The sequence below is a fragment of the Bifidobacterium sp. ESL1133 genome, from assembly GCF_058107325.1.
In genome coordinates this window covers 13,583-39,970 of the sequence record NZ_JBYLUI010000005.1, presented here as the reverse complement: position 1 = coordinate 39,970, position 26,388 = coordinate 13,583, and the positions used below count along the sequence as shown (strand labels likewise).

Here is a 26,388-nt window from a genome sequence, read left to right as displayed (position 1 = left end):
TATGACTGACACCTCGATTCCTCAACATTCCGGCGTTGACGCCTACGCCGACGGCGATGCTGATATTGCTGACATTGCCGACATTCATACTTCCGCAGGCGCGCCCGGCGACGCGCATTACCCGCCGACCGTCGAACTGAACGCGGTCGAGAGCGACCCCGAACCTGCCCCCGCCGAACCTGCGCAGCCCGCCGCTGACGCCGAAGAACCGCTGGCGTTGCGTTCCACCGCCGTCTCCGATGTGGGCACGGTGCGCAGCAACAATCAGGATTCCGCGTTCGCTGGCTCCCGACTGGTTTCGGTCTGCGACGGTATGGGTGGCCACGCAGGCGGAGACACCGCCTCCACCATCGCTATCCGCTCCCTGGCTCACATTGAGCAGAGCGATGCCGGCAGCAGCGTCGAAGCCGTCGCCTCGATGATGGATACCTCGGTATTGGCCGCGCACGACGCCATCGTCGGCAAAGCAAAGCGCGAGCGTAGCCTGGCCGGCATGGGCACCACGGTCACTGCGGTGGCGCTGGTCTCCGGGCATTGGGTGTGCGCCCACATCGGCGATTCGCGCGCATACATGCTGCGCGACGGCAAACTGCGCCGCATGACGCACGATCATAGTTACGTGCAGCATCTCATCGACACCGGCCGCATCACCGAGGCAGAGGCGCGCAATCACCCGCAGCGCAACGTGGTGATGCGTGTGCTGGGTGATTTCGACATCGATCCGCGCCCCGACGTTGGTATTTTCGAAGCGCGGCCGGGCGACCGTTGGCTGCTGTGTTCAGACGGCCTGTGCGGCGTGCTGGAGGATTCCACCATCGAAGAGGTGATGGATGCCATCGCGGCGCCCGAGGAGTGCGCGCAGCGTTTGGTGGCCATGTCGCTCAAGGCCGGCAGCACCGACAACGTCACTGCCGTGATTGGTGACGCCCTGCCGGTTTCGGCGCTTTCCACGGTCGATGAGGCGGCCATGGCAGGTGCCGGGGAACCAGTTGAGCCGCCGCGCCAAACCCCGTTGGTCGGTGGTGCCGCCAGCTCGAACCTTGAGGCCATTGCCGACATCGTCAAGGCTCCGGTGGCCAGTACCCCAGCGTTGCGTTTAGGCAAGGGCTCTCCCGCCCAACGAGCCGCTGAACTGACGCACCGCACGCACGCGCAGCACGCGGCCCTGCCGGAGATCGAAGATCCCATCACGGCCACCATGCCACGTATCACCGTGCAACCCACAGGATCGCCTTCCAACGAGGATGCCGCCAATGCCGGCGCAAGCCATGGAGCCCATGCTGCAGGGCGTTCTTCTGCTGCGGATTCGGGTGAGATTCCGGCGGCGGCTGAGGGAGCATCTGAGTCGGTACACGCGCAGAACAGTCATGCACAGAGCGACCAGGCAGCGGCGCATACGCAAGATTTTGAGGTGCAGCATCGCAATGAAGGGCACCGGCAGCAGGAATCCGCTGGCGCCGGCGATGGCTTTGCGGGCGGCGCGACCGGTGTTCCGGTGCCTGCAGTCCCCCTCCCGGCCGCCATTGAGCCTGAATCCGATTCCGCTGCCGCACCCGTACCGGTTGAACCGAACGTTCCTGATTCAGCACAGTTCAACCGCGACGGCGCTTCTGGCGCAGAGTTTTCCGGGCATGATGCTGCCGTCCTTGAGCCGATGCCGCCTGCCATCCAACCTGCTGCTGCAAGTGCGCAGGCTGCCACACCGGTGCCGGCTCTGGCCGACGAACGCACGTCGTTGGACGATGAGATCACTGCTGCCGACGGCGATATGATGCCTCCGGCTCCTGCACACGCAGATTTCGTGGAGGCCATCGCAGGCAGCAACGAGCCTCCGGCCCCCGGTGCAGGGCTTTCCCGCGCCTCCGACTCCACGCCCAATCATGCAACCCGCAACCGTTCGGCTCGTCAAGGTAAAGGCAGGGGCGCCCATGCGGCGCATGTTGCCGACGTTTCCACGGCACCCATACCGACGGCTCCCGAGCTTGAGGAAGCTCCCAAGCTCCACGTGGCGCAGCCCTCGGCCGTGCGCGAAGAGATCGGCGAGAAGGTGGATCTCGACACGAGCGAGATACCGGTGGTGAAGAAGCGCGACGGTCGTATTACCGCCGATCCCAACGATCCTGATGTGGCCATGGCCATCCGCCGGAAGCAGCATCACGCCAAGCAGATTGTGCGCAAGCGTAAGAGTCGCGCGCGCATGTATGCTGCCATTGCGGCCGCAGTACTGCTGGTTGCGGTGCTGTTCGGTGCCGCCGGAGCCTACCACTGGAGCCAAACGAAGTACTTCCTGGGTGAAGCGAACGGCAAGGTGGCGATTTACCAGGGTGTGAATACCAATTTGTTCGGTGCCGGGCTGTCTCATGAGGTGGAAACCACCGACATCAAGGTGAAGGATTTGCCGCAGTCCTGGAATGATCAGATTGGCGAGGGCATAGCCGTAGATTCTCTTGACGGCGCGCACGAGCACGTTGCGCTCATCAAAAAGGAGATCAAGGCGCTGAAAGCCAGCAAAGACAAGGAGTCTGCCGAACGTTCCGCGCATGGTTCCAGCGAGGGGCAGGACGACACGTCCAAGCCGGCTCCCGACGACCCGAATGCGGCAACGCCGGACGGGAGCGCCGCCCGATGATCGCCACGCGTCTGCGCCAACTGTTCCTCCTGCTGCTCTCGTTTGCCATCAGTGCCATCGTCTTCTTCCAGATGTTCGAACGCACCAGTGGCACAGTGCCGAGCAAATACGTCGTCATGCTGGTGGCGGTGGCGGCCATGTTCGTGCTGTTGTGGGCGTTGATGGTCAAGTTCCAGCCGTGGGCCAGCCAGGAGATTCTGCCGTGCGTGGTGCTGCTCACCGCCATCGGCACCATGATGATTGCGCGTATTGACGCTTCGAACCACACCAGTGTGGCGTACCAGCAGCTTATTTGGGTGTGTATCGCCTTGGCGCTTACGTGCGTGTTCGTGGTGGCGCTGCGCGATTATCGCATATTGCGCCGGTTCTCCTATGTGAGCATGGTGGTCGGTCTGTTGTTGCTGCTGTCCCCCATGATTCCAGGGCTGGGCAAGGAAATTGGCGGTGCCCGCATCTGGATTGGTTTCGGCAGTCATACGCTGCAGCCGGGTGAGTTCGCCAAACTGTTCCTCGCGTTCTTCTTCGCCGCGTATCTGTTTGACCACCGTGACCGGTTGGCGGTCGGTGGCCGCAAGATTCTCGGCTTGCAGATGCCGCGCATCAAGGATCTCGGCCCCATCATCATCGTGTGGGTGGTGGCTATCGGTGTGCTGGTGGTGCAGCGTGATTTGGGTACGTCGCTCATGTTCTTCGCGCTGTTCGTCTCCATGCTGTATATCTCTACAGGTCGTGGCAGCTGGCTGATCATAGGCGGTGTGGCGTTCGCTGTGGCTGCCGTGTTCGCCTCCAAGATGTTCGCGCATGTGGGCTATCGCATCGACGGGTGGCTGCACCCCTTCGATCCCAAGATCTATTCGCGCGCCTACGGTAGCTCCTATCAGCTGGTCACCGGCCTGTTCGGTATGGCTTCGGGTGGTCTTTCCGGTACCGGCATCGGCCAAGGGCATCCGGCCATCACGCCGTTGGCTAACTCCGACTTCATCTACGCTTCCCTTGGCGAAGAGCTGGGACTGGCGGGCTTGCTGGCCATTTTGGTGTTGTACTTGATCATTGTGGCGTCGGGCTTTGTGACGGCGATGAAAATCAAGGACGGATTCGGCAAATTGCTGGCTTCCGGCCTGGCGTTCACCATGGCGTTCCAGGTGTTCACCGTGGTGGGGGGTATCACTTTGGTGATCCCCATGACCGGTCTGACCATGCCGTTTATGGCTGCGGGCGGTTCATCACTGGTGGCGAACTTTGTGCTGGTGGCCCTGCTGATGGTCATATCGAACGCGGCCAACAAGCCTGAGCCAGAAGGCGAATTGTCTGACACCATGCAGGTGGAGGCCATGGTGGCGCTGCACAACCGGGATGTGCAGAAAAGCCGGGAGAACGGTCAGGGACACAGCAAACCGAAGTCCGGCCGTCCGGCGTCCCCGCCTGCCGCACATCCGGCTCCCGCTCCGCTTCCGCCGACCTCGCAGATGTCGACGCAGGCCATCGACAGGGCTGTTGTCTCCGCCGCCGCGTCTGGGGCGGACTCGCCCGTGAGCGGTACAACCGGCGCGAATGCGGCCGCTACCGGCTACGAGACTGAGGTTATCTCCAGAGGAGGCGTGAAATGAACAAATACCTGCGCCAACTCTTCACCGCCGTGCTCGTGCTGTTTGTTGTCTTAGGATTCTCCAGCACCATGATCACTGCCATCGGTTCCAACAAGCTCAATCAGGATCCTCGTAACCTGCGCGGCCTGTACCGTGAGCTCGGAGCCCCGCGCGGCTCGATTCTGGCCTCGGACGGCACGGTGATGGCCAAGTCCGACCCAGTCAACGACCCGTTCGAATACCAGCGTTCCTATACCTCCGGCCAGCTGTATGCCCCTATCACCGGCTTCTTCTCCATCGAGCAGACCGCCGACCGCGGCATCGAGGCCTCTCGCGGCAAACTGCTGACTGGCGAATCGAACCAACTGTTCTGGCAACAGTTCAAGACCCTGTTCAACGGCACCGAAAACAAGGGTGCCTCCATTGAGACATCCATCGACCCGCAGATGCAGAAGGCTGCCTACGACGGGTTGAGCGGCAAGGATGGTGCCGCAGTGGCGATCGAGGTGAAAACCGGTCGCATTCTGGCGATGGCCAGCACCCCAAGCTACGACCCCGGCCAGCTCGCCACCCACGACAGCAAACAGGCCAACCTCGCCTATAGTCAGATCACTTCCGACCCTGCCAACCCGATGCTCAACCGTGCCACCTCGCAGTTGTACCCGCCGGGATCCACGTTCAAGACCGTGGTTGCGGCTGCGGCGCTGGCCACTGGCAAATACCAGCCAGACACCATGATTCCCGCCGGTGCGAGCTTCACTCTGCCGAACACTTCCACGCAGCTCACCAATGTGGAGTCGCGGGCCAACGGCGTGAACGGTCAGATTTCATTCGAAGATGCGCTTACGTACTCCTCCAACACTGCCTTTGCACAGCTGGGGTTGTCGCTGGGGGCGGACGCCGTGGCCAAGGAAGCTCAGAAGTTCGGTTTCGATTCCTCTATTGCCGTGGACGGCTCGTCGTCAACCGGGTTGCCCATGCAGGCCGTGGCGTCGAAGTTCCCGCAGAGCCCCGCTCCTGACCGGCTCGCGTTGGCTTCCATCGGGCAGGGCGACGTGCAGATCACCCCGTTGCAGAATGCGATGATTGCCGCAGCCATCGCCAACAACGGTGTGCTGATGCGCCCCACGCTGGTCGATCGGGTGCGTTCGAGCGACCTGTCCGTCATCTCGCAGACCCATGCCCTGCCCAAGGACGTGGTGATGAGCCGTGACGCTTCGCAAAAGCTGAATTCCATGATGCAGTCCGTGGTCAACAAGGAGGATCCGAGCTTGGGCATTCCCGGTGTCAAGGTGGCCGCCAAAACCGGCACCGCGCAGATCGGCGAGAACAATTCCAGCATCGACGGTTGGGTGATGGGCTTCGCCCCGGCGGACGACCCGAAGGTGGCCGTGGCCGTGGTAGTGCACAACGTGGACACGTTCGGTGCCACCGCTGCAGGCCCGGTCATGAAGTCCCTCCTGCAGGAGGCGCTGAAACAATGAGACTCGTAGAAGGACAGCTGGTACACGGCAGATACCGCCTCGACCGCAGGCTCGCGCAGGGCGGCATGGGTGAGGTGTGGCAAGGCTATGACATCCAGCTCCACCGTGATGTGGCGGTCAAGGCGTTGCGCGCCGATATCAAGGACTCGGTGGCCAAATTGCGCAGGCTGCGCATGGAAGCCCGTAATTCCGCCGATTTGGCGCATCCCAACATCGCTGCTCTGTTTGAGTATTACGAGCATGACGGTATCGGTTTCATTGTGATGGAGTACGTGCCGAGTGACTCGCTGGCCGACTGGTTCCGCGCCAAGGGAGCCATGGACCCCACCGAACTGCTGCCCATTCTCATCCAGACCTCCCGCGGCCTGTTCGTGGCACATTCGCACGGTGTGATTCACCGCGACGTGAAGCCGGCCAACATCATGGTCTCGGATGACGGTGAGGTGAAAATCACCGATTTCGGCGTATCCACCTCCACCAACCAGGCGCAGATCACCCAGGACGGCATGGTGGTGGGCACCGCGCAATACATCTCCCCCGAGCAGGCGCAAGGCAAGCAGGCCACGCCCCAGTCCGACATCTATTCGCTTGGCGTGGTGGCGTACGAGGGGCTGTGCGGCCACCGGCCGTTCACCGGCGCCACTCCCGTCGAGATCGCCGCGGCGCACGTCAACGACAAGGTGCCTCCGCTGCCCGAGACGGTCGATCTGCAGTTGCGACAGTTCGTCATGTCGATGCTGGAGAAGGATCCGCTCGACAGGCCCAAGGACGCACTCGTGGTCTCGCATACCTTGGCACGCATCGAACGGCGACTGCTCGACCAGCGCACCGAAGCCGAAGACACGCTCATCGTGCCGCGTTCGGGCAGGTTGCCCAGGCGCATCTCCAGTGCGGCCGGTGCCAAGCCGAAACGGTTTGGTCATCGCTCGGACGGGCAGACTGCGGCATCCCTCACCCCGCCTCCGGCGCAGCGCCCCGGCGGTGTTGCGTTGCCGCTGAGCGCGGTCGCGCCCGTGGTGCCGACGTCCGGGGCGCACACGGTGCAGAACGTGCCCACCGCCAGCACCGAGCTACGGGTCATGTCTACCGAACTGGTGCGTAGCGTGTCCGCACAATCCCAGCATTTCAGCGTGCACCGCGGCCAACCGGCCCAACACGCGCAACCGCCGAGCGTTCCGCCCGACCCGGACCCGCCGGACCCGCAGCCTATGCCGCCGAGCCAGCCGCCGCGTACCGAGCATCCGCTGATGGAGGACTCTGTGGACGAACATCCGCACGCCGAGCACCCTCTGGCCGACGGCACAACACATGAACCCAGCGAATTTTGGAAGGAGCAACTATGAGCGTGAGTATGCCTACGTCGTTGGAAAACGGCCGCTACGAACTCGGAGAGCTTATCGGCAGGGGCGGAATGGCGGAAGTCCGCATCGCCCAAGACACACGTCTCGGCCGCGTCGTGGCCGTCAAGATCATGCGCTCCGACCTGGCCAACGATGAGATCTTCCTGCGTCGCTTCCGCCGTGAGGCGCACTCCGTGGCGCAGATGAACAACGCGAACATCGTCAACATCTACGATTCCGGCGAGGAGACCATCGTCGGCGAGGGCGGCATCACCGAACGTGTGCCCTACCTGGTGATGGAGTATGTCAAGGGGCAGACCCTGCGCGACATCATCAAGGCCAACGGCCCGTTGAGTCAGCGAGATGCTGAACAGGTCATGCTCGGGGTGCTCAGTGCGTTGGATTATTCGCACCGCATGGGCATCATCCATCGAGACATCAAGCCCGGCAACATCATGATTTCCGAGCAGGGCATTGTCAAGGTGATGGACTTCGGCATCGCCCGCGCGCTCGACGATTCGGCCGCCACCATGACCCAGTCGCAGGGTGTGGTGGGCACCGCGCAGTACCTCTCCCCGGAGCAGGCGCGCGGCGAAACCGTTGACATGCGTTCCGACCTGTATTCCGCCGGTTGCGTGCTCTACGAAATGCTGACCGGACGGGCGCCGTTCATGGGCGATTCGGCGGTCTCCATCGCCTACCAGCATGTCTCCGAGGTGGCGCAGACGCCCAGCAGCATCGTGCCCGGCCTGCCGGTGATGTGGGATCAGATCGTGGCCAAGGCCATGGCCAAGGACAGGCAGAACCGCTACAGCACGGCAGCCGAATTCCGCGACGACATCCTCACTTTCATGAACGGCGGCGTGCCGGTGGCGGCGGCCTTCAACCCGCTCACTGACCTGTCGAACATGAAGGCGCGCAAGCAGGCCGAGCAGACGGCCGCCACCGAGGCGTTGAGCCCGGTGGAGACGACCGCCACCCAGCCGTTCAGCCCGTTGGGCTACGAGGGCGAGGCAGCCGGCGTGCAGACGGCGGTGAAATCGCGCACTGAGCAGGCCAACGATGCCAAGCGCAAGAAGAAAAAGAAGATCATCATCGGTTCCATCATCGGTGCGTTGGTGGTCATACTGGCCGCTGTCGGCGTGCTCTTCGCGCTGAACAACAAAAAAGTCGAAATGGTCACCGTGCCCACGTTCAGCTCCACCACCACCGAGGATCGAGCCCGCGAACAGCTGGAAAGCGTCGGGCTGAAGATGGAAGTGATGCACGACGCGGATTCGAGCGAGCCCAAGGGCACGTTCACGCACCAAACGCCTGACGGCGGGCAGAAGGCCGAGAAGGGTTCGAAGGTGAAGGTCTGGTTCTCCACCGGCCCCGAGGCGACCACCGTACCCAATGTGAAGGGCAAATCGCAGGAGGAGGCGCGGCAGAAGCTCACCAAGGCAGGCTTCCGCGTCACGTCTACCGCACAAGAGGAGGACAGCGCCGATGTGGCTCAGGGCATGGTGACGCGCACCGACCCCAAGGCCGGCAGCAGCCAGTCGCGCGGATCCATCCTCACACTGTATGTCTCCTCCGGCAAGGTGAAGGTGCCGGACGTGGTGGGGCAGGGCACCGACCAGGCCACGCAAGCCATCCAGAAGCTGGGGCTCAACGCCAGCGTGCAGCAGGAATATTCGGCCACCGTGCCCGACGGGCAGGTCTCGCGCGTCAATCCGCAGGCCGGTGCGGACGTGGATCAGCATTCCACCGTCACCATCTTCATCTCCAAGGGGCAGGATCCCTCGCAGATGAGCTCGGTGCCGAATGTGGTCGACCAGAAGCTGGGGGATGCCAAGCGCACGCTCACTTCGCTCGGCTTCCAAGTCAGCGCGTCGAACGCCACCAGCGAGAACGACGTGGTGACGGGCATGTCTCCCAGCGGCGGCAACGCGGCCAAGGGCAGCACGGTCACGCTCACCACTAGGCCGGCGCAGTCCTCAGGTACGACCGGCGGGCAGAACGGATCCGGCAGCAATGGCAGCGGTTCCGGTAACGGGCAAGGGTCTGGTGGCACCGGTGGTTCCGGCACGGGCGGCACCAACGGCTCGACCGGTACCAACGGCGCCAAGCCGGGCACCGGAGCGGCGCAGTAAGGCCGGGCCGGTCCCAAGCCGGGCGCCGGCGGCAGCTGCGTGGGCGGTTGGACGCTGCAGGTGCGCCTGTTCCCGCGCTCAGCTGACGCATTTTTGGACATTGGCGCAAATATCGACAGAAATAGCCCGTTTTCTGTCGATATTTGTGTCAATGTCGGCATTTGCGGCAAGAGTGGCGCGTGCATCACCTTGCCGGCATTCGCGCCGCGCGCAGAAACTCTCCGGTTATGCTGAGAAATGCAGATAGTCTTTGGCCTGCAGCACGCGGAATGCATTCGTGGCAATGCCGCCTTCGCCACGGTACACCACCGCCCGCTGCTCTGCCGGTATCCCCAGCTCCTCACCGAGTTGAGCTAGCGTTTTCCAAATCACTGATGTAGGAACTACCATAATCATGACATAGTAGTTTTCAAATCACTGACTTAGAGATCTCCATAATCATGACATAGAACTTTCCAAATCACTGACATAGGAACTTCCATAATCACTGACATAGGGCTACGAAAGCCAATGATTTAGCGGGTTCGGAGTGATGATAAGGGTTGCTCTGCGATGGGTGGTTTGGCCTGATATTTGCGCGGATGAATTGGAATGTTTGCCAGCTACGGGCAGTGAATATTTGGTGTAACTGAGGATAGGCAATGAGGAAGATGTTGATTTGGCGTAACGTATGCGCTATGGTATTCTTCTATGTATGCGGATTATTATTCATGCGCATGCCTTCGAGCATGGCCTTACTTCCGAGCAGATACGCTCAGCATTCGAGACTGGCTCATCGGGAGCGACAATTCGCCGCAGAGATAGAGAGAGTGAGCCGCAACGGTGGGCAACTATCGGTTTTGATTTGCAAGGACGTGCTGTCGAACTTGTGTTTGTACGAGGCGCTGACGGGTCGGTACTGGTAATACATGCGAATTACTTGACTCGTGGATTTGCTACTGAGATACGTCGAGGAAGGAACTGAAATGAAGAACAATGATACCGTATTCATTGCAGACAATGGCGCAGTTGTTACTGAAGAGATGATTGATCGTTGGTCGCAGGAAGCAGATGAGGGCTTCCCGGGTGCAACGATAACGCCATTCAGCGGGCGTGCGTGGGAAGTGCAAACCGAGCACCTCAAACCTCATACAATTCGTGTGAGCGATGCGTTGTGGACGCTGATTAAAGATAGCGCTGGGAAACAGCACATGAGTGTGAGCGATTGGACTCGGCAGGCGCTGGCTCAAGCGGTCGCAGGGAAGTAGTTCGGTTGCGCGGATGACTGGTGCGGCCGCTCCCGCGCTCAGTTGACGCATTTTTGGACATTGGCGCAAATATCGACAGAAATAGCCCGTTTTCTGTCGATATTTGTGTCAATGTCGATATCTGTGGCAATGCCGGTATTCGCGTCACCGTGGAAGAGGGCGATGAAGGGTGGTGTGGTGAGGGGTGGTGGTGCGATGAAAGCGGGGCGATTGCGATGGGCGTCTGCTGTGAACGGCAAGGGTAGTGCAGGGGCGGATGGTGTTGCGGAAACACTGGTGGGCGTGTGTGGTGCAAGCGGTGAGGGGTAGGTGCGATGGGTGTGTTGTGCTGTGGCGGTGGTGTTGCGGAAGCGACGGTGAGCGTGGGGTGCGGTGAGGGGTGAGTGGTGCGGAAGCGACGGTGGGGTGTGTGCAGCATATGTGGTGAGGTGGCAATGTCGGTGTGCGCTATACCGGAGGGCGGGTATATGCATATTTTGTAGTGTGACTCTCGTCACAATATGGGATATTTTTATTCAGCATGTATGAGACTCTTGTATAAATAAAACTAGTGACTGTGGTCACAATCTGACTGGGCTTCGGCATGTTTTTGTACCTTCCGCACATTTGATTCCGATGCTGTGCAAATGGCGCATTTTTGCCTAAAATCGTGGATATTCCCGTTCTAACACCCGTTGATAACCTGAATATATTTTGGACAGTGCCGAGCGCGGCGACCCGAGGCGGAGGAGCAGTACTACAATGCGGGCTACACACAACGGTATGCAGGGTATACGGAACTTCTGGAACGCGTTAACCGGACGCGGGATGGGTCGTCACACTACCGCGCGGCGTGACGCTACGCCTGCAGGCGACTCGGCTACGGCATCGTCCAACACTGCTCCCAGTGCGGCATCCGTGGCTGGCGCCGGTACCAACTTCTCTACGGAGCCATATGGCAAACGGCACAACTCAGAGCACATCTCAACCACAGGCACCGGCGCCCGCCACAAGACTGACATGGCCGCAGCGCAACTGACGCTGAGCCAGATTCCACAATCCGTGCAGCTGCGCACCGTGCTGGCGGCCGTCGCTCTCGCCGCGTGCACCGTAGTGCTGAACATCAACCCCTCGCAAGGCGTGGCCGACGCGCTCGACCCAGCCTTGGGAGCGGCACCGACCAGCACCCAGACCATTCCTGGCAGCCAGACGCTCATCTCGCAAGCACAGGCGCAAACCGACACCGCTCAAAAAGGCCGGGGGGGGGTGCAGCCCCAAGAGATGAACGCTGACTGCGCGCTCACCGTCGACCCCACCACCGGCCCGGACTTGGGCGGCACCCGCGTCTCCGTCCACATTCCCAAGTCCACGAAGTTCACCAAAGTTCGGGCAATGCAGAAAGGCAAGACAGATGGGATGGCCGTCAGTGAGGACGGCACGCTGTACACATGGGGTAAATTGCCTGGAGATGGTGTGTACACGAATGGCAACAACAGTATGCCCTCGTGCGTTGACCTTCCCAACCATGCCAAGGTGAAAGACATAGCGGGAGAAAACACGACGCGTATGGTGCTTGACGCCACTGGCAAGGTGTTGATGTGGGGGGACTACAGTCACGGCGAGCTCGGCAACGGCACCGACATGAGCAATAAACCGTCCGCTGACATTCCCGTCTACGGCAGCTACATCCTCAAACCCGTCAATCCCACGTTCCCGGCAGGAGTGACCATCGCCTCCATCGACGTGGCCGCCAATGCCAGCTTCGCCATCGATACCGACGGCAACTTGTGGGGGTGGGGACAGAAAAATGCTTTGGGCTACGGCAACGTGGGCGGGTATGCCAACGTGCCCACCAAGATTTCGGTGGCTCCCGGCGACCCCAAGCTCAAGAGTTTTGATGCGCACGATGGTTCTGCCATCGCGGTGGATGTGAACGGTAATGTATATACGTGGGTATACGACGCTTCGCTTCCTGCCTCAACCGTGCCCGATTTCAACATGACCAAGGTTGCCATGCCGGCGGGCGCCGGCCCCGTCGCGAAAGCCATCACGAGGTACTTCGCCTACGGTAGCGCAGTGAGAATGTTCATGGTCCTCACCACAAACGGACAGGTATATAACTGGGGGCCAAATTCCGGCAGATTCCTTGGAGATGGCAGCACCGTTTCTAGCGAGACCACGTCGGTGCGGCCCTCAATCCCCGCCGGCACCGTGATCACCGACATCTCGATCAGTGACGGGTATTATGTTGGTGCGTCCCTGTGGGCGCTCGACGACCAAGGCGGCATCTACACGTGGGGTGCTTACGATGAGGCTTTGGAAGAGGCTCCCACACCGCCGGCAGGGCAAACCGCGCCTGCGATCAAGCTGACGGCCAGCAAAGTGAGCATTCCCGGAGGCACCACATTCGCCTCGATTGGCCGCAATCTGGCTGTCAGCAAGGCCGGCGACTTGTATTACGGTAAGCAATACAACAGCACGCAGGATATCCACGACGGTATTTCCCGCCCAGGTAAATACAGGCTCGTCCCCATCACCATACAAGGCAACCGCGTGCTCACCAGTGCTGGTGCCGTGGTGAACAGCTTCACCTACGACGCTGGAACCGATAGTTGGGTGGGCTACACCACTCCGTACAAGGTCACCAACATCTCTCTGGGTTACGACACGCAGCCGATCTCGTTCTCGTACAAGGTTGACGGCCGCAGCCAGCCCAGTTTTGGCTACAAGGAATCTTTCAAATACACGCTTTCGCCCACCTACCAGGTGCACTTCGATGCTGGCAAAGGCAGCGGCGCACCTGCAGACGAGACTGTGGCGCAGGGCGAGCACGCCATACGGCCGGGGATCGACCCCGTCCCGCCCAGCGCCGATCAGGTGTTCCTGGGATGGTCGAGTGCTCCAAACTCCTTCGTTCCCTATGATTTCGACCAGCCCATCAACGCCACCACCACGTTGACGGCCCGCTATGCGCCGTTCTCCATCAGCCCAACATACGGCTCGGAGCATGGCGGCACCACCGTAACCGTGAAGACCCCCTTGGACTCAAAGTTCTTCGAAGTCTCCGCCGGCAACGGGTTCACCGTGGCACGGGCCGCCAACGGAGACACGTACGCTTGGGGGCGCAACGACTCCGGGCAGCTGGGTGCGGGCTCGTCAGTGAGCGCCGCCGACCAAGACAAACCGGTGAAGGTGGCCACCCCTGCGGGTGTGAAGTTCACCCAGCTCAGCGCCGGCACCAGCAGCGTCACCGCACTCGGCACGGACGGCAAGGCCTATGCGTGGGGCGCGAACGCGGCGGCTGGCAAGACCCCTTGGCTAGGCACAGGCACCACCGATTCCGTACTCACCGTGCCTACTGCGGTAAAGATGCCTGCGGGTGTGAAGTTCACCCAAGTGTCCCAATCGCAAAGCCTCAACCCTGCCAACTCATTCACCTTGGCGCTGGGCGACGACGGCAACACCTATGCGTGGGGCAATAACAACAACCAGGCCGCAGCCCCAGGCGAAGAAGGCGGGGTGGGCACGCTGGGCAACGGCACCACCGTCTCCAGCGCCACCCCGGTGCAAGTGCAGCTGCCGCAAGGCGTGCGGCTCACCCAGCTTAGCGCCGGCGGCAACTTTGCGCTCGCCTTGGGCAACGACAGCAACGTCTACGCCTGGGGTACGAACACACGCGGCCAGCTGGGCAACGGCACCACCGTCTCCAGCAGCGTACCCGTGAAAGTGAGCACGCCCGCAAATCTGAAGTTCACGAGCGTTTTCGCAGGCTACAACAGTGGTTTTACTCCCTCTCCCAACAGTGGTGCTTATGTCTGGGGAGCAAACTCCGGCACGGTCTCGTCCGCTGGCATCAGCTTCAGCCAAGACGGCACGTTGGGCACAGGGACGGCCGTGGATCAGCCGACTCCGGTTTCGGTTCAGTCGGGTAAGCGCATCACGTTCATCAGCAGCAGCCAAGGGTCCACCCTCTTCCATGCATCCTCCGTCTATGCCACGGGTGCCAACGCTTCCGGTCAGCTCGGTCTGAGCAACACGACCCAGACACTTACACCCACGCCGGTTCAAGTTCCCAGCGGTGGGAACGCGAACCAAATGGTGCCGTTCTCTCCTTCGAGCGTTACCGTCAGCAACGGCACTGCGTTCGCGCTGGCAAGTTCGTTGGGTTCGTCTGGGAAATTCCTCTATTCCTGGGGGGCTGACAGCCACAGTCAGCGCGGTGTGGGAGCCGGCAAGGGCGATACCATGATGCCCAGTGCAGTCTACCCGCCTCTGATCAACGTAACCGGTATCTCCTTCGGTACGGGATCTTCGGCCAAACCAGGCACGAAGCTCGACTGGGACCGGGGCAGCGGCAACTGGAACGTCACCACGCCGGCAGGTGCGGTTGGCGTGACCACCGTCACCATCGACTGGAAGATCGCCAACGGCGCCACCCAAACCCCGGTGACGTTCGACTACACCTATATCGCAGCGCCGCTCTCCTTCACGGTGAGCTTCGACGTGGCCGGCAGTTCCAGCGCAGCGCCCGCCGACCAGACCGTGCTCAAGGGCGACAAGGCGCAGTGGCCCGCCGACCCGGCTCCGCCCGCCGGCAAGCAGATATTCACCGGCTGGTACTTGGACGGTTCCAACACGCTCTATTCGTTCGACAAGCCCGTCACCGGCAACATCCAGCTCAAAGCCCACTACGGCACCTACACGGTCGACCCGACCCACGGCCCGGTGACCGGCGGCAACACCATGAGCATCACCATGCCGCTGAGCTCCAAGATTACGAGCGTGAGTGCGAATACGCACAACGTCACCTACGCCCAGGCCACGAACGGCGACACGTATGTGTGGGGCAGTGGTGACGGATACCAGTACGGTGACGGGAAAAACAGCTCGAACGGTCTGCAAGGAAAAATCAACCCTGACGGGGTGAAGTTCACGCAGATCAGCAGCGAATCATATGCGGCCATCGCCTTGGGCTCGGACGGCAACGCCTACGCGTGGGGGTTCAATCAGCCAACCACGGCCAATACCGTGCCCATTCTCAATGTTGGCAGCACCGCCAACAACGTGGCCAGCCCCACCAAGGTGGTCGCGCCCGCTGGGGTGAAGTTCACGCAGGTGAGCATGGCCAACCCGCGCTGGGGGCAGAACGTGTTCGTGCTGGCGTTGGGAGACGACGGGCAGACATACGCCTGGGGCAATAACAACAATCAGGGTGGCACTGCCGCCAGCAGCGACGAAGGTGGCGTGGGCACGCTGGGTGACGGCACGATCGCCAACAGCGCCACCGCAGTGAAGGTGCAGCAGCCGGCGGGAGTGAAGTTCACGAAGCTCTCCGCCGGAGCCAACTTCGCCATGGCGCTCGGCAACGACGGCCATGTCTACACGTGGGGCACCAACACCAACGGGCAGCTGGGCAACGGCAGCACCGCGGCGTACAGCAACGTGCCGGTGATGGTGGACGCTCCCGGCGTCACGTTCAATGACATCGAGGCGGGGCACAATTCCGCTTTTGCCATCGACTCGACTGGTGCCGTGTGGGCTTGGGGCCGCAACTCCGGCACAGTGGCCTACAATTATCTGCATTCGGGAGACGCGAATATGACCGGTGCTCTGGGCGACGGCACCACCGTTGACCAGAGCAAGCCGGTCAAGGTGAAGCTGAACGTGCCCATTGCCCAGGTGAGTTCCAAGTACGGTTCCACCTTCGCGCTCGACAAGTCTGGCCACGTGTGGGCTTGGGGTGCCAACGGCCGCAACCAGCTGGGCCTGACCTATAGTTCCCCTCAGGCCGTGGGCACGCCCACGCAGGTCAAGTTCCTTGACGGCAGGGAACTGACCGCCACCCGGGTCGAGTCAAGCGGTTTCTTCTCCTACGCGCTGGATTCGCAGAACAATTTGTGGGGTTGGGGCGACCGGGAGTTCCAGCAGCTCGGCACAACGTCCACCAAAGACAAGGGCGGTGCCACACAGCCCACGCCGGTGCTCTGCTCCCAGCCTTTCTATCGTATTGATGCCAATACCATATACTTCGGCACCAAGCAGCGGACGGCCTCAAGCAGTGCGTGGGACGCGGATGCTCAGTTGTGGACGCTGCGTGTGCCGAGCGCCGCTTCCGCAGGGCCCGGCCCGGTGACTGTGGAGATGCAATATATTGCGATAGCCACCATTCATTACCAGCCCAATTACACGTTCACCTACACCTATGACCCGGTTGACCCGGTGTACACCGTGAGTTTCGACGTGGCCGGCAGCACCAGCGCAGCCCCGCCTAGCCAATCGGTGACCAAGGGCAAACTGGCGCAGTGGCCGGCCGACGACCCCACTCCGCCCTCCGGTCAGCAGGCGTTTACCGGCTGGTACGAGGCCAGCAGCTCCACGCCCTACATGTTCGACAAGCCGGTGACCGGCAACGTCAAACTCCAGGCCAAGTACGGCTCCTACGAGGTGTCTCCGAAGCGCGGCCCGGTGACCGGCGGCAACACCGTGAGCATCACCATGCCGTTGAGCAGCAAGCTGATGAAGGTGGAAGGCGGACGCGACTCGTTCGCCTTCGGACAAGCCGCCAATGGCGACACTTACGGTTGGGGCGCGAATGGCCACTATGACCTTGGCACGGGCAATACAGCTGGTGGAGAGTACCCTCAGGGCAAAATCAACCCCGATGGGGTGAAGTTCACGCAAATCTCGACATTGGGCAGAGGTGCGGTGGCTATCGGTTCGGACGGCAACGCCTATGCTTGGGGCATCAACAGCTGGCAAGGGTCGCTACCATTGCTCAACGTCGGCAGTAATGAAACGTACGTCAAAACGGCCACTAAGGTTGTGAAGCCCGCCGGAGTTACCTTCACACAGATAAGCGCGGCTAAGCCGTGGGCCTTGGCGAACGAGTTCGTCTTGGCTATCGGTTCGGACGGCAATACCTATGCTTGGGGAAACAACAACAATCAGGCCGCGGCTGCCGACGAGGCCGGCGGCGTTGGCACGCTGGGCAACGGCACAATCGCCAACAGCGCTACTGCAGTGAAGGTGAGTATTCCTGCAGGGGTGAAGTTCACGCAGGTGAGCGCTGGTGGCAATTTCGCTATGGCGTTGGGTGATGATGGCCATATCTACACCTGGGGCAGCAACGGCAACGGACAGCTCGGCTACGGCACCACCGTGGCTTACAGCAATGTGCCGGTGATGGTCGATACCGGCGCTACGACGTTCAAGCAGGTCAGTGCTGGCTACCAGTCTGCCTTCGCCATTGACTCGGCTGGTAACCTATGGGCGTGGGGCCGCAACTCAGGCACCATCAAGTACGACGTAGACGGCAATGAGTCTCACAGAGATGACATCGACGCAACGGGCATGCTCGGCGACGGCACCGCCACCGATCAGCGCAGCCCGGTCAAGGTGAACATTAACGGTCCCATCACCCAAGTGAGTTCGAGCTTCGGTTCCACGTTGGCGCTTGACTCGGCCGGTCATATCTGGTCGTGGGGCTACAACAGCAAGAATCAGCTCGGCTTGGGCCACAGTGTGGGAACTTCGGTCACCACGCCCACGCAGGTCAAGCTTGCAGACGGGTCCGCTTTGACCGCAACCTCGGTCAGCGCAGCCCGGTTCGCTTCGTACGCCGTGGATGGAAAGGGCAAGGCTTGGGGCTGGGGATACGAGGAATACGGACGCGCATTCTCCACTGCCGTGGGTGATCCGGCCCTCTACGATACGCCGAAGATAATCTCACCGTCGTTCTACACCCTGCCTCAGGGAAGCATGAGCTTTGGCGATGCCCAGCACCTTTCCGAGGGCGAGATATGGGACACCGAGAAACAGGTCTGGAGAGCGATTGTACCGGCCGGTGCTGCAGCGGGGCCAGTGAGCGTGAACATAGGCGATATCGTCTTGGGCGGCAACAACGCGCAGCCTGACTACCGGTTCCAATACACGTACGATCCGGTAAACCCCGTGTATACCGTGAGCTTCGACGTGAAGGACAGCACTAGCGCAGCTCCGCCGAACCAATCGGTGAGCAAGGGCGACAAGGCCACCTGGCCGGCCGACCCCGCGCCGCCCACCGGGCAGCAAGCGTTTACCGGGTGGTACGAAAGTGGAGCTTCCACACCGTACACGTTCACCACTGCGGTGACCAAGAACATCGCTCTCGAGGCGCACTACGGTGCTTACTCGGTGAACGCGACCCATGGGCCGCTCGCCGGCGGCAAAACCATGGATATCACCATGCCGTTGAGCTCCAAGGTGCTGAGCGTGAACGCCGGCAACGACCACTTCGCGTTCGCCCAAGCCACCAACGGTGACACCTACTCGTGGGGCAACAACAACGACCAACAGCTAGGCACCGACAAGGTGGCCGGCGCCGGTTCGCCAAGCGGCAAGATCAACCCGGACGGGGTGAAGTTCACGCAGATCAGCGCCGGGCGATCCAGCGCCGTGGCCATAGGCTCGGACGGCAACACCTACACGTGGGGCGAGAACTCGCGCGTGGGGACGGATGCATGGCTCGGCACCGGGCAGACCGGCACCCACCTCCAAACGCCCACCGTTGTGCCCGCGCCAGCCAGCGGCGCCCACTTCACGCAGGTGAGCATGTCGACCGACGCGGACAGCAACAACACGTTCGTCCTAGCCATCGGCGACGACGGCCTGACCTACGCGTGGGGCAACAACAGCAACCAAGCAGGCTCGCCAGAAGGCGGTTCGGGCACGCTCGGCAACGGCACCACCGTCTCCAGCAACCAGCCGGTGGCAGTGACGCTCCCCGCCGGGGTGAAGTTCACGCAGGTCAGTGCCGGAGCCAACTTTGCCATGGCGCTCGGCGACGATGGCAACGTCTACACCTGGGGCAGCAACGGCCACGGCCAGCTGGGCACGGGGGCTGGCTCCGCCGCCTCCAGCAACGTGCCGGTGATGGTGAACGCCACGCTTCCCACCGGTGTGAAGTTCACGCAGGTGAGCGCCGGGCATCACTCCGCCTTCGCCATCGACTCCTCCGGCAACGTGTGGGCGTGGGGCCGCAACTCCGGTACGGTCAACAGCCCGACCCGAGCGGCCTACGATGCGAACATGGCCGGAGGGCTTGGCGACGGCACCGACGTCGACCAATACGCGCCCAAGTTCGTACAGGCCGGTACCTTCACCAAAGTCAGCTCCCGCTACGGCTCCACCCTGGCGCTCGACTCAGCCGGCCACGTGTGGGCCTGGGGCGACAACAGCCAGGGCCAGCTTGGTTTGGGCAGCAGCGCGGCGGCTTCGGTCTCTTGGCCCAACGAAATCAAGTTCGAGGACGGCACCCCGTTGACCGTCGCGGACATCGACGAAGGCGGCAGCTCCTCGTATGCGCGCGACGTGCAGGACAACCTGTGGGTGTGGGGCAGCAGAGACTCCGGTGCCTTGGGCAACGACAGTCTCGGGTCTGCTGCGGACACCACAAGCGCCACGCCAATCGCCAGTGCGCCCAGGTTCTACAACGTTTCGGACAAGACGACGTTCACCACGGCGGACGGCACTCAGCAAGCCGCCGAAATCGAGTGGGATATGAGCAAACAGGTGTGGACGGTGGACGTGCCTGCCAGCACGCAGACCGGTACGGTACAAGTGAGCGTGGACTCCATTTCGTTGGGCGGCACCTCCGCCCAACGACCACAGCCCGCGTACGCCTTCACCTACACCTACGACGCCGACCCTCTTCTCGGTGTGGCTGCGCTGCCCATGTCCGGCGGCAAGGGCGCGCTGATCGGCCTGGCGATTGCGCTGGCGTTCGGTGGCATGGCGTTGGGTCTGAACTGGTACAAGCGCCGGCTGGGCGCGTAGGGGCGGCTGGGTTAGCCCCTATCGCCCCTCGCGGTTGAGTTCGGCGCGCAGCTTGCGCCAGTTCGGTAGATAGGAGTCCATGCGGTGCTGGAATGCCTCTCCGTGGCCGCGCTCCCATAGGTGCGTCAGCTCGTGCACCAGCACATATTCCAGGAATTTCGGATCCATCAGCCCCAGCTGCAGGCTGAGCCGAATACGGCCCGTGGCAGGGGTGCAAGATCCCCAACGCGAACGCATCAGTCGCAAGGTTATATGCGAGGGCGCGCGGCCTACCACCGGTTCCCATCGTCGCAGCAGGTCGGGTAGTTGTGCCGTGAGATTTGCTCGCGCTTGCGTCAGACGTTCGTCGGTCCACTCAAAATTCGGCGAGGCAGCGTTGGATGATGGCTGTTCGCTCGTCTCGCGCAAACGCTCCAGCTGTCGTTCGATCCACGGCTTGCGGGAGCGAACGAACGAGATGATGGCTTCGTCGCTTGCTCGAGCCGGGGCGCTCACCTCGATTTGAAAGTGCATCTCGTTGTTGATGCTGTGCTCTGCGCTGCTGTGCTGCGCTGGTATGGGTGCTTGCTCTGTGCTGTTGGGCAGCGGGCGTACGCGCAGTACCATACTTTTCATGGTCTTGCGGGTCACCTGTACGTTCAGTCCATCCACAATGAGCGTTGAGCGCGATATCACGCGCGCGGTGCGTGCGGCATGCGTTGTGCGTGTGGTGCGGGCGGCTTGCTGAACATGGGCTGAGTTCCGGTGCATAACGGTATTGTCTCGCGCGTTGGTGACTTGGATGGTGAAATGCGATTGCGTTGGTGGAACGCCCGTCAAGGTGCCGTGGTGCGCTAACGTGCGCTGGTACTGCTGTTCTGGTGCGTGGCAACTGCAATCCTGTCTGGTGACGTGCCATGCGTTGCTAAGTCAATGCGCGGGTTCTGTCGCAGCTATGCAGATATACGCAGGATGTGGGACTGGGGGTGTGCTTTCTTCATGCTGCCGAGATGGGTGCGCGGGAATAGCATCGGCTGATCGGGCCAATGCGTGGGTATTGCTGCGGCGCGGTACTGCCCGTCATATGGCCGCGACACGCGACAACACGCACTGGTTGACTCTTCGCTGCTGGCTGCTACACTGTTCTCTTGTACGTTTTCGTGCGATTGGGCCCGTAGCTCAGCTGGTTAGAGCGCATCCCTGATAAGGATGAGGTCGAAGGTTCAAGTCCTTCCGGGCCCACGCAAGTTCCAAGTTCAGCTCATGACATTGGTGAGTACGCCTTGGAACAGTGCACAACGGGGCTATGGCGCAGCTGGTAGCGCATCTGCTTTGCAAGCAGAGGGTCGCCGGTTCGAACCCGGCTAGCTCCACAGATTACCCAAGAACAGCGGAAAATAGCGGTTCTTGGGTTTATTTTTGTCTTATGAAGCAGACGTGGGCTTTATGTCAGGTGTTTGATCTTGTGGGAGTAAAAGCGCCTGGTGTGATTAATGGTTTTGCTACTTAACCCTTAAGTTCACTCCCTCACACCCACTCACGCAAGGGTAAAGACACCTCATAAAGCCCACGTTTTGCTACATAACCCAAGTTTTATCCTTGACTTGCATTGAACCTTCTCATCTCGCGGCGGTATGAAAAGAGCGCTTACAGAATCTGCAAGCGCTCCTCTCGTGGGGATCATGCTCAATTTCTTAAGCAGATCAACCCTCGTGCATTTAGTAATGAGTCTAGCGGAACTGTAATGAGGAGTCAACAAACGACACACCATATATTTAATCTGAATTGGGGCTATAGGGCTAAAGGGCTATAGGAACTAAATGTGGCGCATGCGCTCTACTTTGTTTCTTTTGCACGCCATTTGCTTGGTAGCGTGATTTTGGTCTTCTAGATGTGCAGAATCGTTGGAATTGCAACGGAAATCTCTTTTGCCTGCCATTTGCTTCTCTTTTGCTTTTATAATCAAAAGAAGGTATGATGGGTGGAGCTTGTGTATTGCGACTAGCGGAACCAAGCGGTGCAAGACAAGCGTGTCCACCAACAGAAACGGGGTGAACTCATGCAGGACAATCTCGAAAATTTAGTGCGCGCCCTTGCTGCGAACAGCACTGAAAGTGAATGCCTAGAGTTCAAACGCAGCAATACCGACCCCGATCGCATCGGCAGAGACATCTCTGCCCTTGCCAACTCTGCTGCGCTTCTGGCCCATGCGCATGCTTACAAAATCTGGGGAATTGACGATGCTTCACACGCCATCGTTGGTACGAACTTTGATCCGAAAGCCACGTTCTACGGCAATCAGGAGTTGGAACTATGGCTGCGACAGCATCTTTCTGACAACGCCAATTTCACCTTCGACCGTACCGAAATTGACGGGGCTGCTGTGGTTGTGCTGCGCATTTGGCCTGCGCAGTACCGTCCTGTGCTGTGGCGTGGTCTGGCGTATGTCCGCACTGGCACATCCACGCAGGAACTCAAACATGGCTCCAAACGTGAGGAAGAACTCTGGCGCCGCACGCGCGCAGAAGTCTTTGAGTTGCAATATGCGGCTGTGGGGTTGAGTGCTGAGACGGTGATGCGGCGGCTGAACGTAACGAGTTACAAGCGAGGTTTTGGGCTTCCTGACGACGCTTCAACCGCGCAGATGTTACATAACTTCGAACGTGAGCAAATCGTGGTGTCCAACGACGACGGCACCTACGCTATCACCAATCTGGGTGCGCTTATGTTTGCCAATGACTTGGATGATTTTCCTACGGTTTCTCGTAAGGCGCTACGTGTCATCAAATACGAGGGTGCATCTCCAATCTCGCTCTCACGCAGCAAGACATTCACTGGAGGCTATGCTCAGTTGGATGAGATGCTGGGCTATATCGAGGCGCTGCTACCGCAAGAGGAGCGTATCGAAGGTGCTGTTCGCCGGACGGTATGCACTTTTCCGCCGCTCGCTGTCCGTGAGCTATGTGCCAACATGCTCATTCACCAGGATTTTTCCATCACGGGTACTGGGCCCATCATCAATATTTTCGAAGGGCGTATCGAATTTACTAACCCGGGGCGTTCTCTTGTGGATCTTTCGCGCCTGATTAATGATCCGCCACACTCGCGTAATGAACGGTTGGCGGCGCTGGCTCGCCGTTTAGGGCTGTGTGAGGAAGCTGGTTCTGGCTGGGACAAGGTGGTACTTTCTTGTGAACAGGCGCTTATGCCAGCGCCCGAAGTTGAAGAACCGGGCGACAATGTGCGTGTTATTTTATTGCAGAAAACCGAGTTCAAAAATCTTACGCCGCAGCAGAGAGTGGACGCGGCGTATTGGCATGCGTGTGTGCAGTATGTCCAGCGACAGCCTATGACTAATGGTTCGTTGCGTAAACGTTTTGGGTTGCCGGCAAGCGCGTCATCTCAGGTTTCGCGTGTTATTAAGGAGTGTTTGGAACGTAATGTTATCAAGCTTGCTGACCCTGATGCCGGGCGTCGTTACGCGCGTTATGTGCCGATATGGGCGTGAGGCAAGTTCGTGTTTGAGGAGTTTGTGATTCCTTTCGACGTTCTTTTGTACGCCATTTGCTTGGTAGTGTGATTTCGGGTCTCGCTATGTGGGGAATCGTTGGAATTGCAACGAAATCTCTTTTGCCTGCCATTTGCTTCTTTTTTGCTTTTACAGGCAAAAGAGAAGTAGATGAGACGCTGATGGGAAGAAGTTTGCTGTTCTGCGACCAATGACACCACGTGTTGGTCTGGGCGACTGTGCGCTCGACTGGTCACCTACCCGGCCGTGCGTTTAGTTGAGCAGACGCCTAGTTGCGACTGGTCACCTGTCGTCTGTGCACCTAGCCGGCCGCGCCCAAGCGGCTACCGTATTTCGCCGAAGATGCCGTGCCACGTTTCGAAACTCCAGATATTGCTGGAACGGTAGCGTTGTGCCAGTTCATCCCAATGGTTTGTAAGAGTGCGAGCCATGCGCAGACCTTCGCGCAGATTGCGACGGTACAGTGCACTGTCGCGCCGCATCCACACCGCGCCGTCGCCATCGTTGGTGGTGACCAGCGCAGAACTGACGGACGAGAACGAGGGCCAGACTGCATCCTTTGCCGCCATCTCCACTTGGGGTTCGCGGTCGCGCCTACCATCCTGCTTTGCCCCGGCCAGCACGGCCTGCACCACGGCTTTGGCGGCGTTCTTCCGGAATGTGCTGCGAGCCATGGGAGGCTGGTTTGCTGCGAACCTGGAGGCAGCCGCCGGGACGGCAGAATTGGAGTTGCTGCCGTGGCGCGCTGTGCTGCTGGCGGTGCCGGCGACGTGCTGTGTGCTGACGGCATTCTGTGTGATTGCGGAGGTGATATCGCTGTTGCTGCTGGAATCGACCTGTGCAGCACCAGTCTGTGCGCCACCGGCCTGTGCACTGCCGCCGGCACCAATCTCATCGACCCGATGCACGGTAGAATCCGCAAATCCTTGCCTGGCCTCGCGCACCTCGGCGAGCTTGGTGGGCAGCGTCTGCACAATGTACTCCGGCCCGCGCATCACGTCGCGCAGCGCCATATGGTACAGCTTCATGCCTGAGTACAGCAGCTTGACGCCCAAATGAGCGTCCTCGTACACTAGCCGGAACGTGGTGCGCGCGCCTGCCGCCGGGAAGTGCATCAGCGCGCAAATCCAACGGTTACGCTGCGTGAAATACTCCTCCCACGTGCGCGATACGTCCTTGTCGTGCCAGCCTTGATGCCAGACGGCCACGCCGGGCAGTCCGACTGTGGGGTACCCGTGCTCTTTGGCGCGCAGGCCATATTCCACGTCGTCATACTTGATGAACAACGGCATGGGCAAACCGATCTCGGCAATCACCGAATTGGGGATGAGGCACATCCACCATCCGTTGTAATCGCAGTCAAAACGGCGGTGCAGGCTTGGAGAGTCGCGCAGTGCGGAGCGCGCGAAATCGTGATTGTATGCGGCGCCCGCAGGAGGGGCGGCCTGTACGGAGGAGCGGTCGAACCGTTCGCCTTGCACGTGCAGCATGGTGCGGTTGTCGAGATGGAACATGCCGCCGCCCACCAGCACGGGGCGCCTTGCATAATCCTCAAACCGGGCTGCGCGCAGTAGCGACTCGGGCTCGGTAATCGCGTCGTCGTCCAGCAGAATCGTGTAATCGCTGCTGCCGGCCTCGACCGATTCAAGCATGCCGCGTGCAAACCCTCCAGAACCGCCGATATTACGCTGCTGCAGATAGGTGAGTTGGGTGCCCAGTTCGTGCTCAACATCGGTGAATCCGGGCTGGTCGGACACCAAATCGGTGCCTTGGTCGACGCAGTAGATGGTGTCGAGGCGCTCGCGCAACGCCGGCTCGGCGGCGATGGTTTGCAACTGGCGCAGGCAGTATGAGGGACGATTGAATGTGGTGATGGCTATGGAGACACGGCCCGTTGCGGTGTGGTTGTGTGCTGTGGGAGCCTGTTGTGCTGCTGGAACCTGCCACGCCGCGTCTCGTATTTCCAAACGGTGGCTGGATTGCGCGGCGGCGTCGAACCATAAGTAGCCGCCGTCCAGCATGCCGCTCAGCGGAATGTCCACGCTGATGCGTGCGGTTTGCGGGGGGTGCGGTGCTTGATGAAGTTCAAGATTATTGTCAGAAACATGGTCAGATCCGCCCACGCGAACCTGCTGCACCTGCTCGGCCAACCCGCGCGCGGTGGAGCGGAACAGCGTCACACTGCCCTCACCCAAAACCTGAGCCGTAAATCGTACCGTGCGCGCGTCCGTCCAACGCTGCCAGTACGAAGCGGGAAAAGCGTTGAAATACGTGCAGAACGAGACATGTGCGCCAGGGGCAAGCGTGACGGCGGTGCGTGTGCGTTCGGCGAGCGCCCCACCCAGCGTAGCGTCGTCGTTACTGCTGGCGTTACCCGCAGGCAGATTGCGTGCCAGCTCACCCAATTCGGTTCGATTCATCCCGGCAAGACCGGCACTGTGCAACGCTTCAACGCTGTCGAACAGTTCGGCGCCGGAGGTGGGTCGCGTCCAGCGCAGAGCATAGAGCGGCATGATGGTGTCGGCGTCGTCGCCCGGGAACACCACTCGACTCACCGTGTTCCACGTCCCCTCGCCGCGCAGGGGTGCATTTGCGTCTGTATTCGCCGTTTCAGCCATGCACATCAGTATACCGGTGCTTCAGTACGCTCGTCTGGGATCGAGCTCT

At 60.7% G+C, this 26,388-nt stretch carries 9 protein-coding genes, 2 tRNA genes and 2 pseudogenes; 10 read left to right on the top strand and 3 right to left on the bottom strand.

Annotated features, from left to right (window positions below):
* Position 1: 1 nt before the first annotated feature.
* From AC3B5A_RS06005 to pknB, 5 genes and pseudogenes are all read left to right on the top strand, one after another.
* Positions 2–1,135 (top strand): annotated as a pseudogene (locus tag AC3B5A_RS06005) (PP2C family protein-serine/threonine phosphatase); the annotation flags it as partial.
* A gap of 1,490 nt (positions 1,136–2,625) precedes the next feature.
* Positions 2,626–4,236 carry an FtsW/RodA/SpoVE family cell cycle protein gene (locus tag AC3B5A_RS06000; protein ID WP_489799638.1) on the top strand — a complete coding sequence of 537 codons (1,611 nt, stop codon included), beginning with the start codon at positions 2,626–2,628 and terminating at the stop codon, positions 4,234–4,236.
* A complete protein-coding gene (locus tag AC3B5A_RS05995; RefSeq protein WP_489799636.1) occupies positions 4,233–5,699 on the top strand; it encodes a penicillin-binding transpeptidase domain-containing protein in 1,467 nt (488 codons plus the stop codon). Before AC3B5A_RS06000 ends, AC3B5A_RS05995 begins: the two co-directional genes overlap by 4 nt.
* Positions 5,696–6,589: pseudogene (locus AC3B5A_RS05990) on the top strand (serine/threonine-protein kinase); the annotation flags it as partial. The gene AC3B5A_RS05995 and the pseudogene AC3B5A_RS05990, both read left to right, overlap by 4 nt.
* 449 nt (positions 6,590–7,038) lie before the next feature.
* The gene (gene pknB / locus AC3B5A_RS05985) at positions 7,039–9,174 is read left to right on the top strand and encodes a Stk1 family PASTA domain-containing Ser/Thr kinase (RefSeq protein WP_489799634.1); all 2,136 of its coding nucleotides are present in this window, start codon (positions 7,039–7,041) and stop codon (positions 9,172–9,174) included.
* A gap of 225 nt (positions 9,175–9,399) precedes the next feature.
* Here the strand turns inward: pknB and AC3B5A_RS05980 are convergent, their stop codons facing one another.
* Complete coding sequence (locus AC3B5A_RS05980; RefSeq protein WP_489799632.1) at positions 9,400–9,570, bottom strand: hypothetical protein; 171 nt, start codon at positions 9,568–9,570, stop codon at positions 9,400–9,402.
* A gap of 569 nt (positions 9,571–10,139) precedes the next feature.
* Here AC3B5A_RS05980 and AC3B5A_RS05975 point away from each other — a divergent pair.
* Positions 10,140–10,421: a calponin homology domain-containing protein gene (locus AC3B5A_RS05975; protein WP_489760650.1), complete on the top strand. Its 282-nt coding sequence runs from the start codon at positions 10,140–10,142 to the stop codon at positions 10,419–10,421.
* A 762-nt stretch (positions 10,422–11,183) separates the two neighbouring features.
* The gene (locus AC3B5A_RS05970; protein WP_489799630.1) at positions 11,184–20,213 is read left to right on the top strand and encodes a hypothetical protein; all 9,030 of its coding nucleotides are present in this window, start codon (positions 11,184–11,186) and stop codon (positions 20,211–20,213) included.
* Positions 20,214–20,231: 18 nt separating this feature from the next.
* On the opposite strand, the gene AC3B5A_RS05965 is transcribed toward AC3B5A_RS05970, so the two are convergent.
* Positions 20,232–20,963, bottom strand: coding sequence for a M48 family metallopeptidase (locus AC3B5A_RS05965; RefSeq protein WP_489799628.1), 732 nt, complete (start codon positions 20,961–20,963; stop codon positions 20,232–20,234).
* A 397-nt stretch (positions 20,964–21,360) separates the two neighbouring features.
* On the opposite strand from AC3B5A_RS05965, the gene AC3B5A_RS05960 reads away from it, so the two are divergent.
* From AC3B5A_RS05960 to AC3B5A_RS05950, 3 genes are all read left to right on the top strand, one after another.
* Positions 21,361–21,434: transfer RNA gene (locus AC3B5A_RS05960), tRNA-Ile, on the top strand.
* A gap of 58 nt (positions 21,435–21,492) precedes the next feature.
* Positions 21,493–21,565: transfer RNA gene (locus AC3B5A_RS05955), tRNA-Ala, on the top strand.
* A 686-nt stretch (positions 21,566–22,251) separates the two neighbouring features.
* Positions 22,252–23,700, top strand: a complete 1,449-nt coding sequence (locus tag AC3B5A_RS05950) for an ATP-binding protein (RefSeq protein WP_489799626.1) — start codon at positions 22,252–22,254, stop codon at positions 23,698–23,700.
* A 344-nt stretch (positions 23,701–24,044) separates the two neighbouring features.
* Here the strand turns inward: AC3B5A_RS05950 and AC3B5A_RS05945 are convergent, their stop codons facing one another.
* Entirely contained in the window at positions 24,045–26,339 is a 2,295-nt protein-coding gene (locus AC3B5A_RS05945) for a glycosyltransferase (protein WP_489799624.1), read from the bottom strand.
* Between the last annotated feature and the right edge of the window lie 49 nt (positions 26,340–26,388).

What these genes read in the sequence shown, in the direction of transcription:
- AC3B5A_RS06000 (WP_489799638.1), top strand. Translation starts at nt 2,626, where the DNA reads ATGATCGCCACGCGTCTGCGCCAACTGTTCCTCCTGCTGCTCTCGTTT.
- AC3B5A_RS05995 (WP_489799636.1), top strand. Translation starts at nt 4,233, where the DNA reads ATGAACAAATACCTGCGCCAACTCTTCACCGCCGTGCTCGTGCTGTTT.
- pknB (WP_489799634.1), top strand. Translation starts at nt 7,039, where the DNA reads ATGAGCGTGAGTATGCCTACGTCGTTGGAAAACGGCCGCTACGAACTC.
- AC3B5A_RS05980 (WP_489799632.1), bottom strand. Translation starts at nt 9,570, where the DNA reads ATGATTATGGTAGTTCCTACATCAGTGATTTGGAAAACGCTAGCTCAA.
- AC3B5A_RS05975 (WP_489760650.1), top strand. Translation starts at nt 10,140, where the DNA reads ATGAAGAACAATGATACCGTATTCATTGCAGACAATGGCGCAGTTGTT.
- AC3B5A_RS05970 (WP_489799630.1), top strand. Translation starts at nt 11,184, where the DNA reads ATGCAGGGTATACGGAACTTCTGGAACGCGTTAACCGGACGCGGGATG.
- AC3B5A_RS05965 (WP_489799628.1), bottom strand. Translation starts at nt 20,963, where the DNA reads ATGCACCGGAACTCAGCCCATGTTCAGCAAGCCGCCCGCACCACACGC.
- AC3B5A_RS05950 (WP_489799626.1), top strand. Translation starts at nt 22,252, where the DNA reads ATGCAGGACAATCTCGAAAATTTAGTGCGCGCCCTTGCTGCGAACAGC.
- AC3B5A_RS05945 (WP_489799624.1), bottom strand. Translation starts at nt 26,339, where the DNA reads ATGGCTGAAACGGCGAATACAGACGCAAATGCACCCCTGCGCGGCGAG.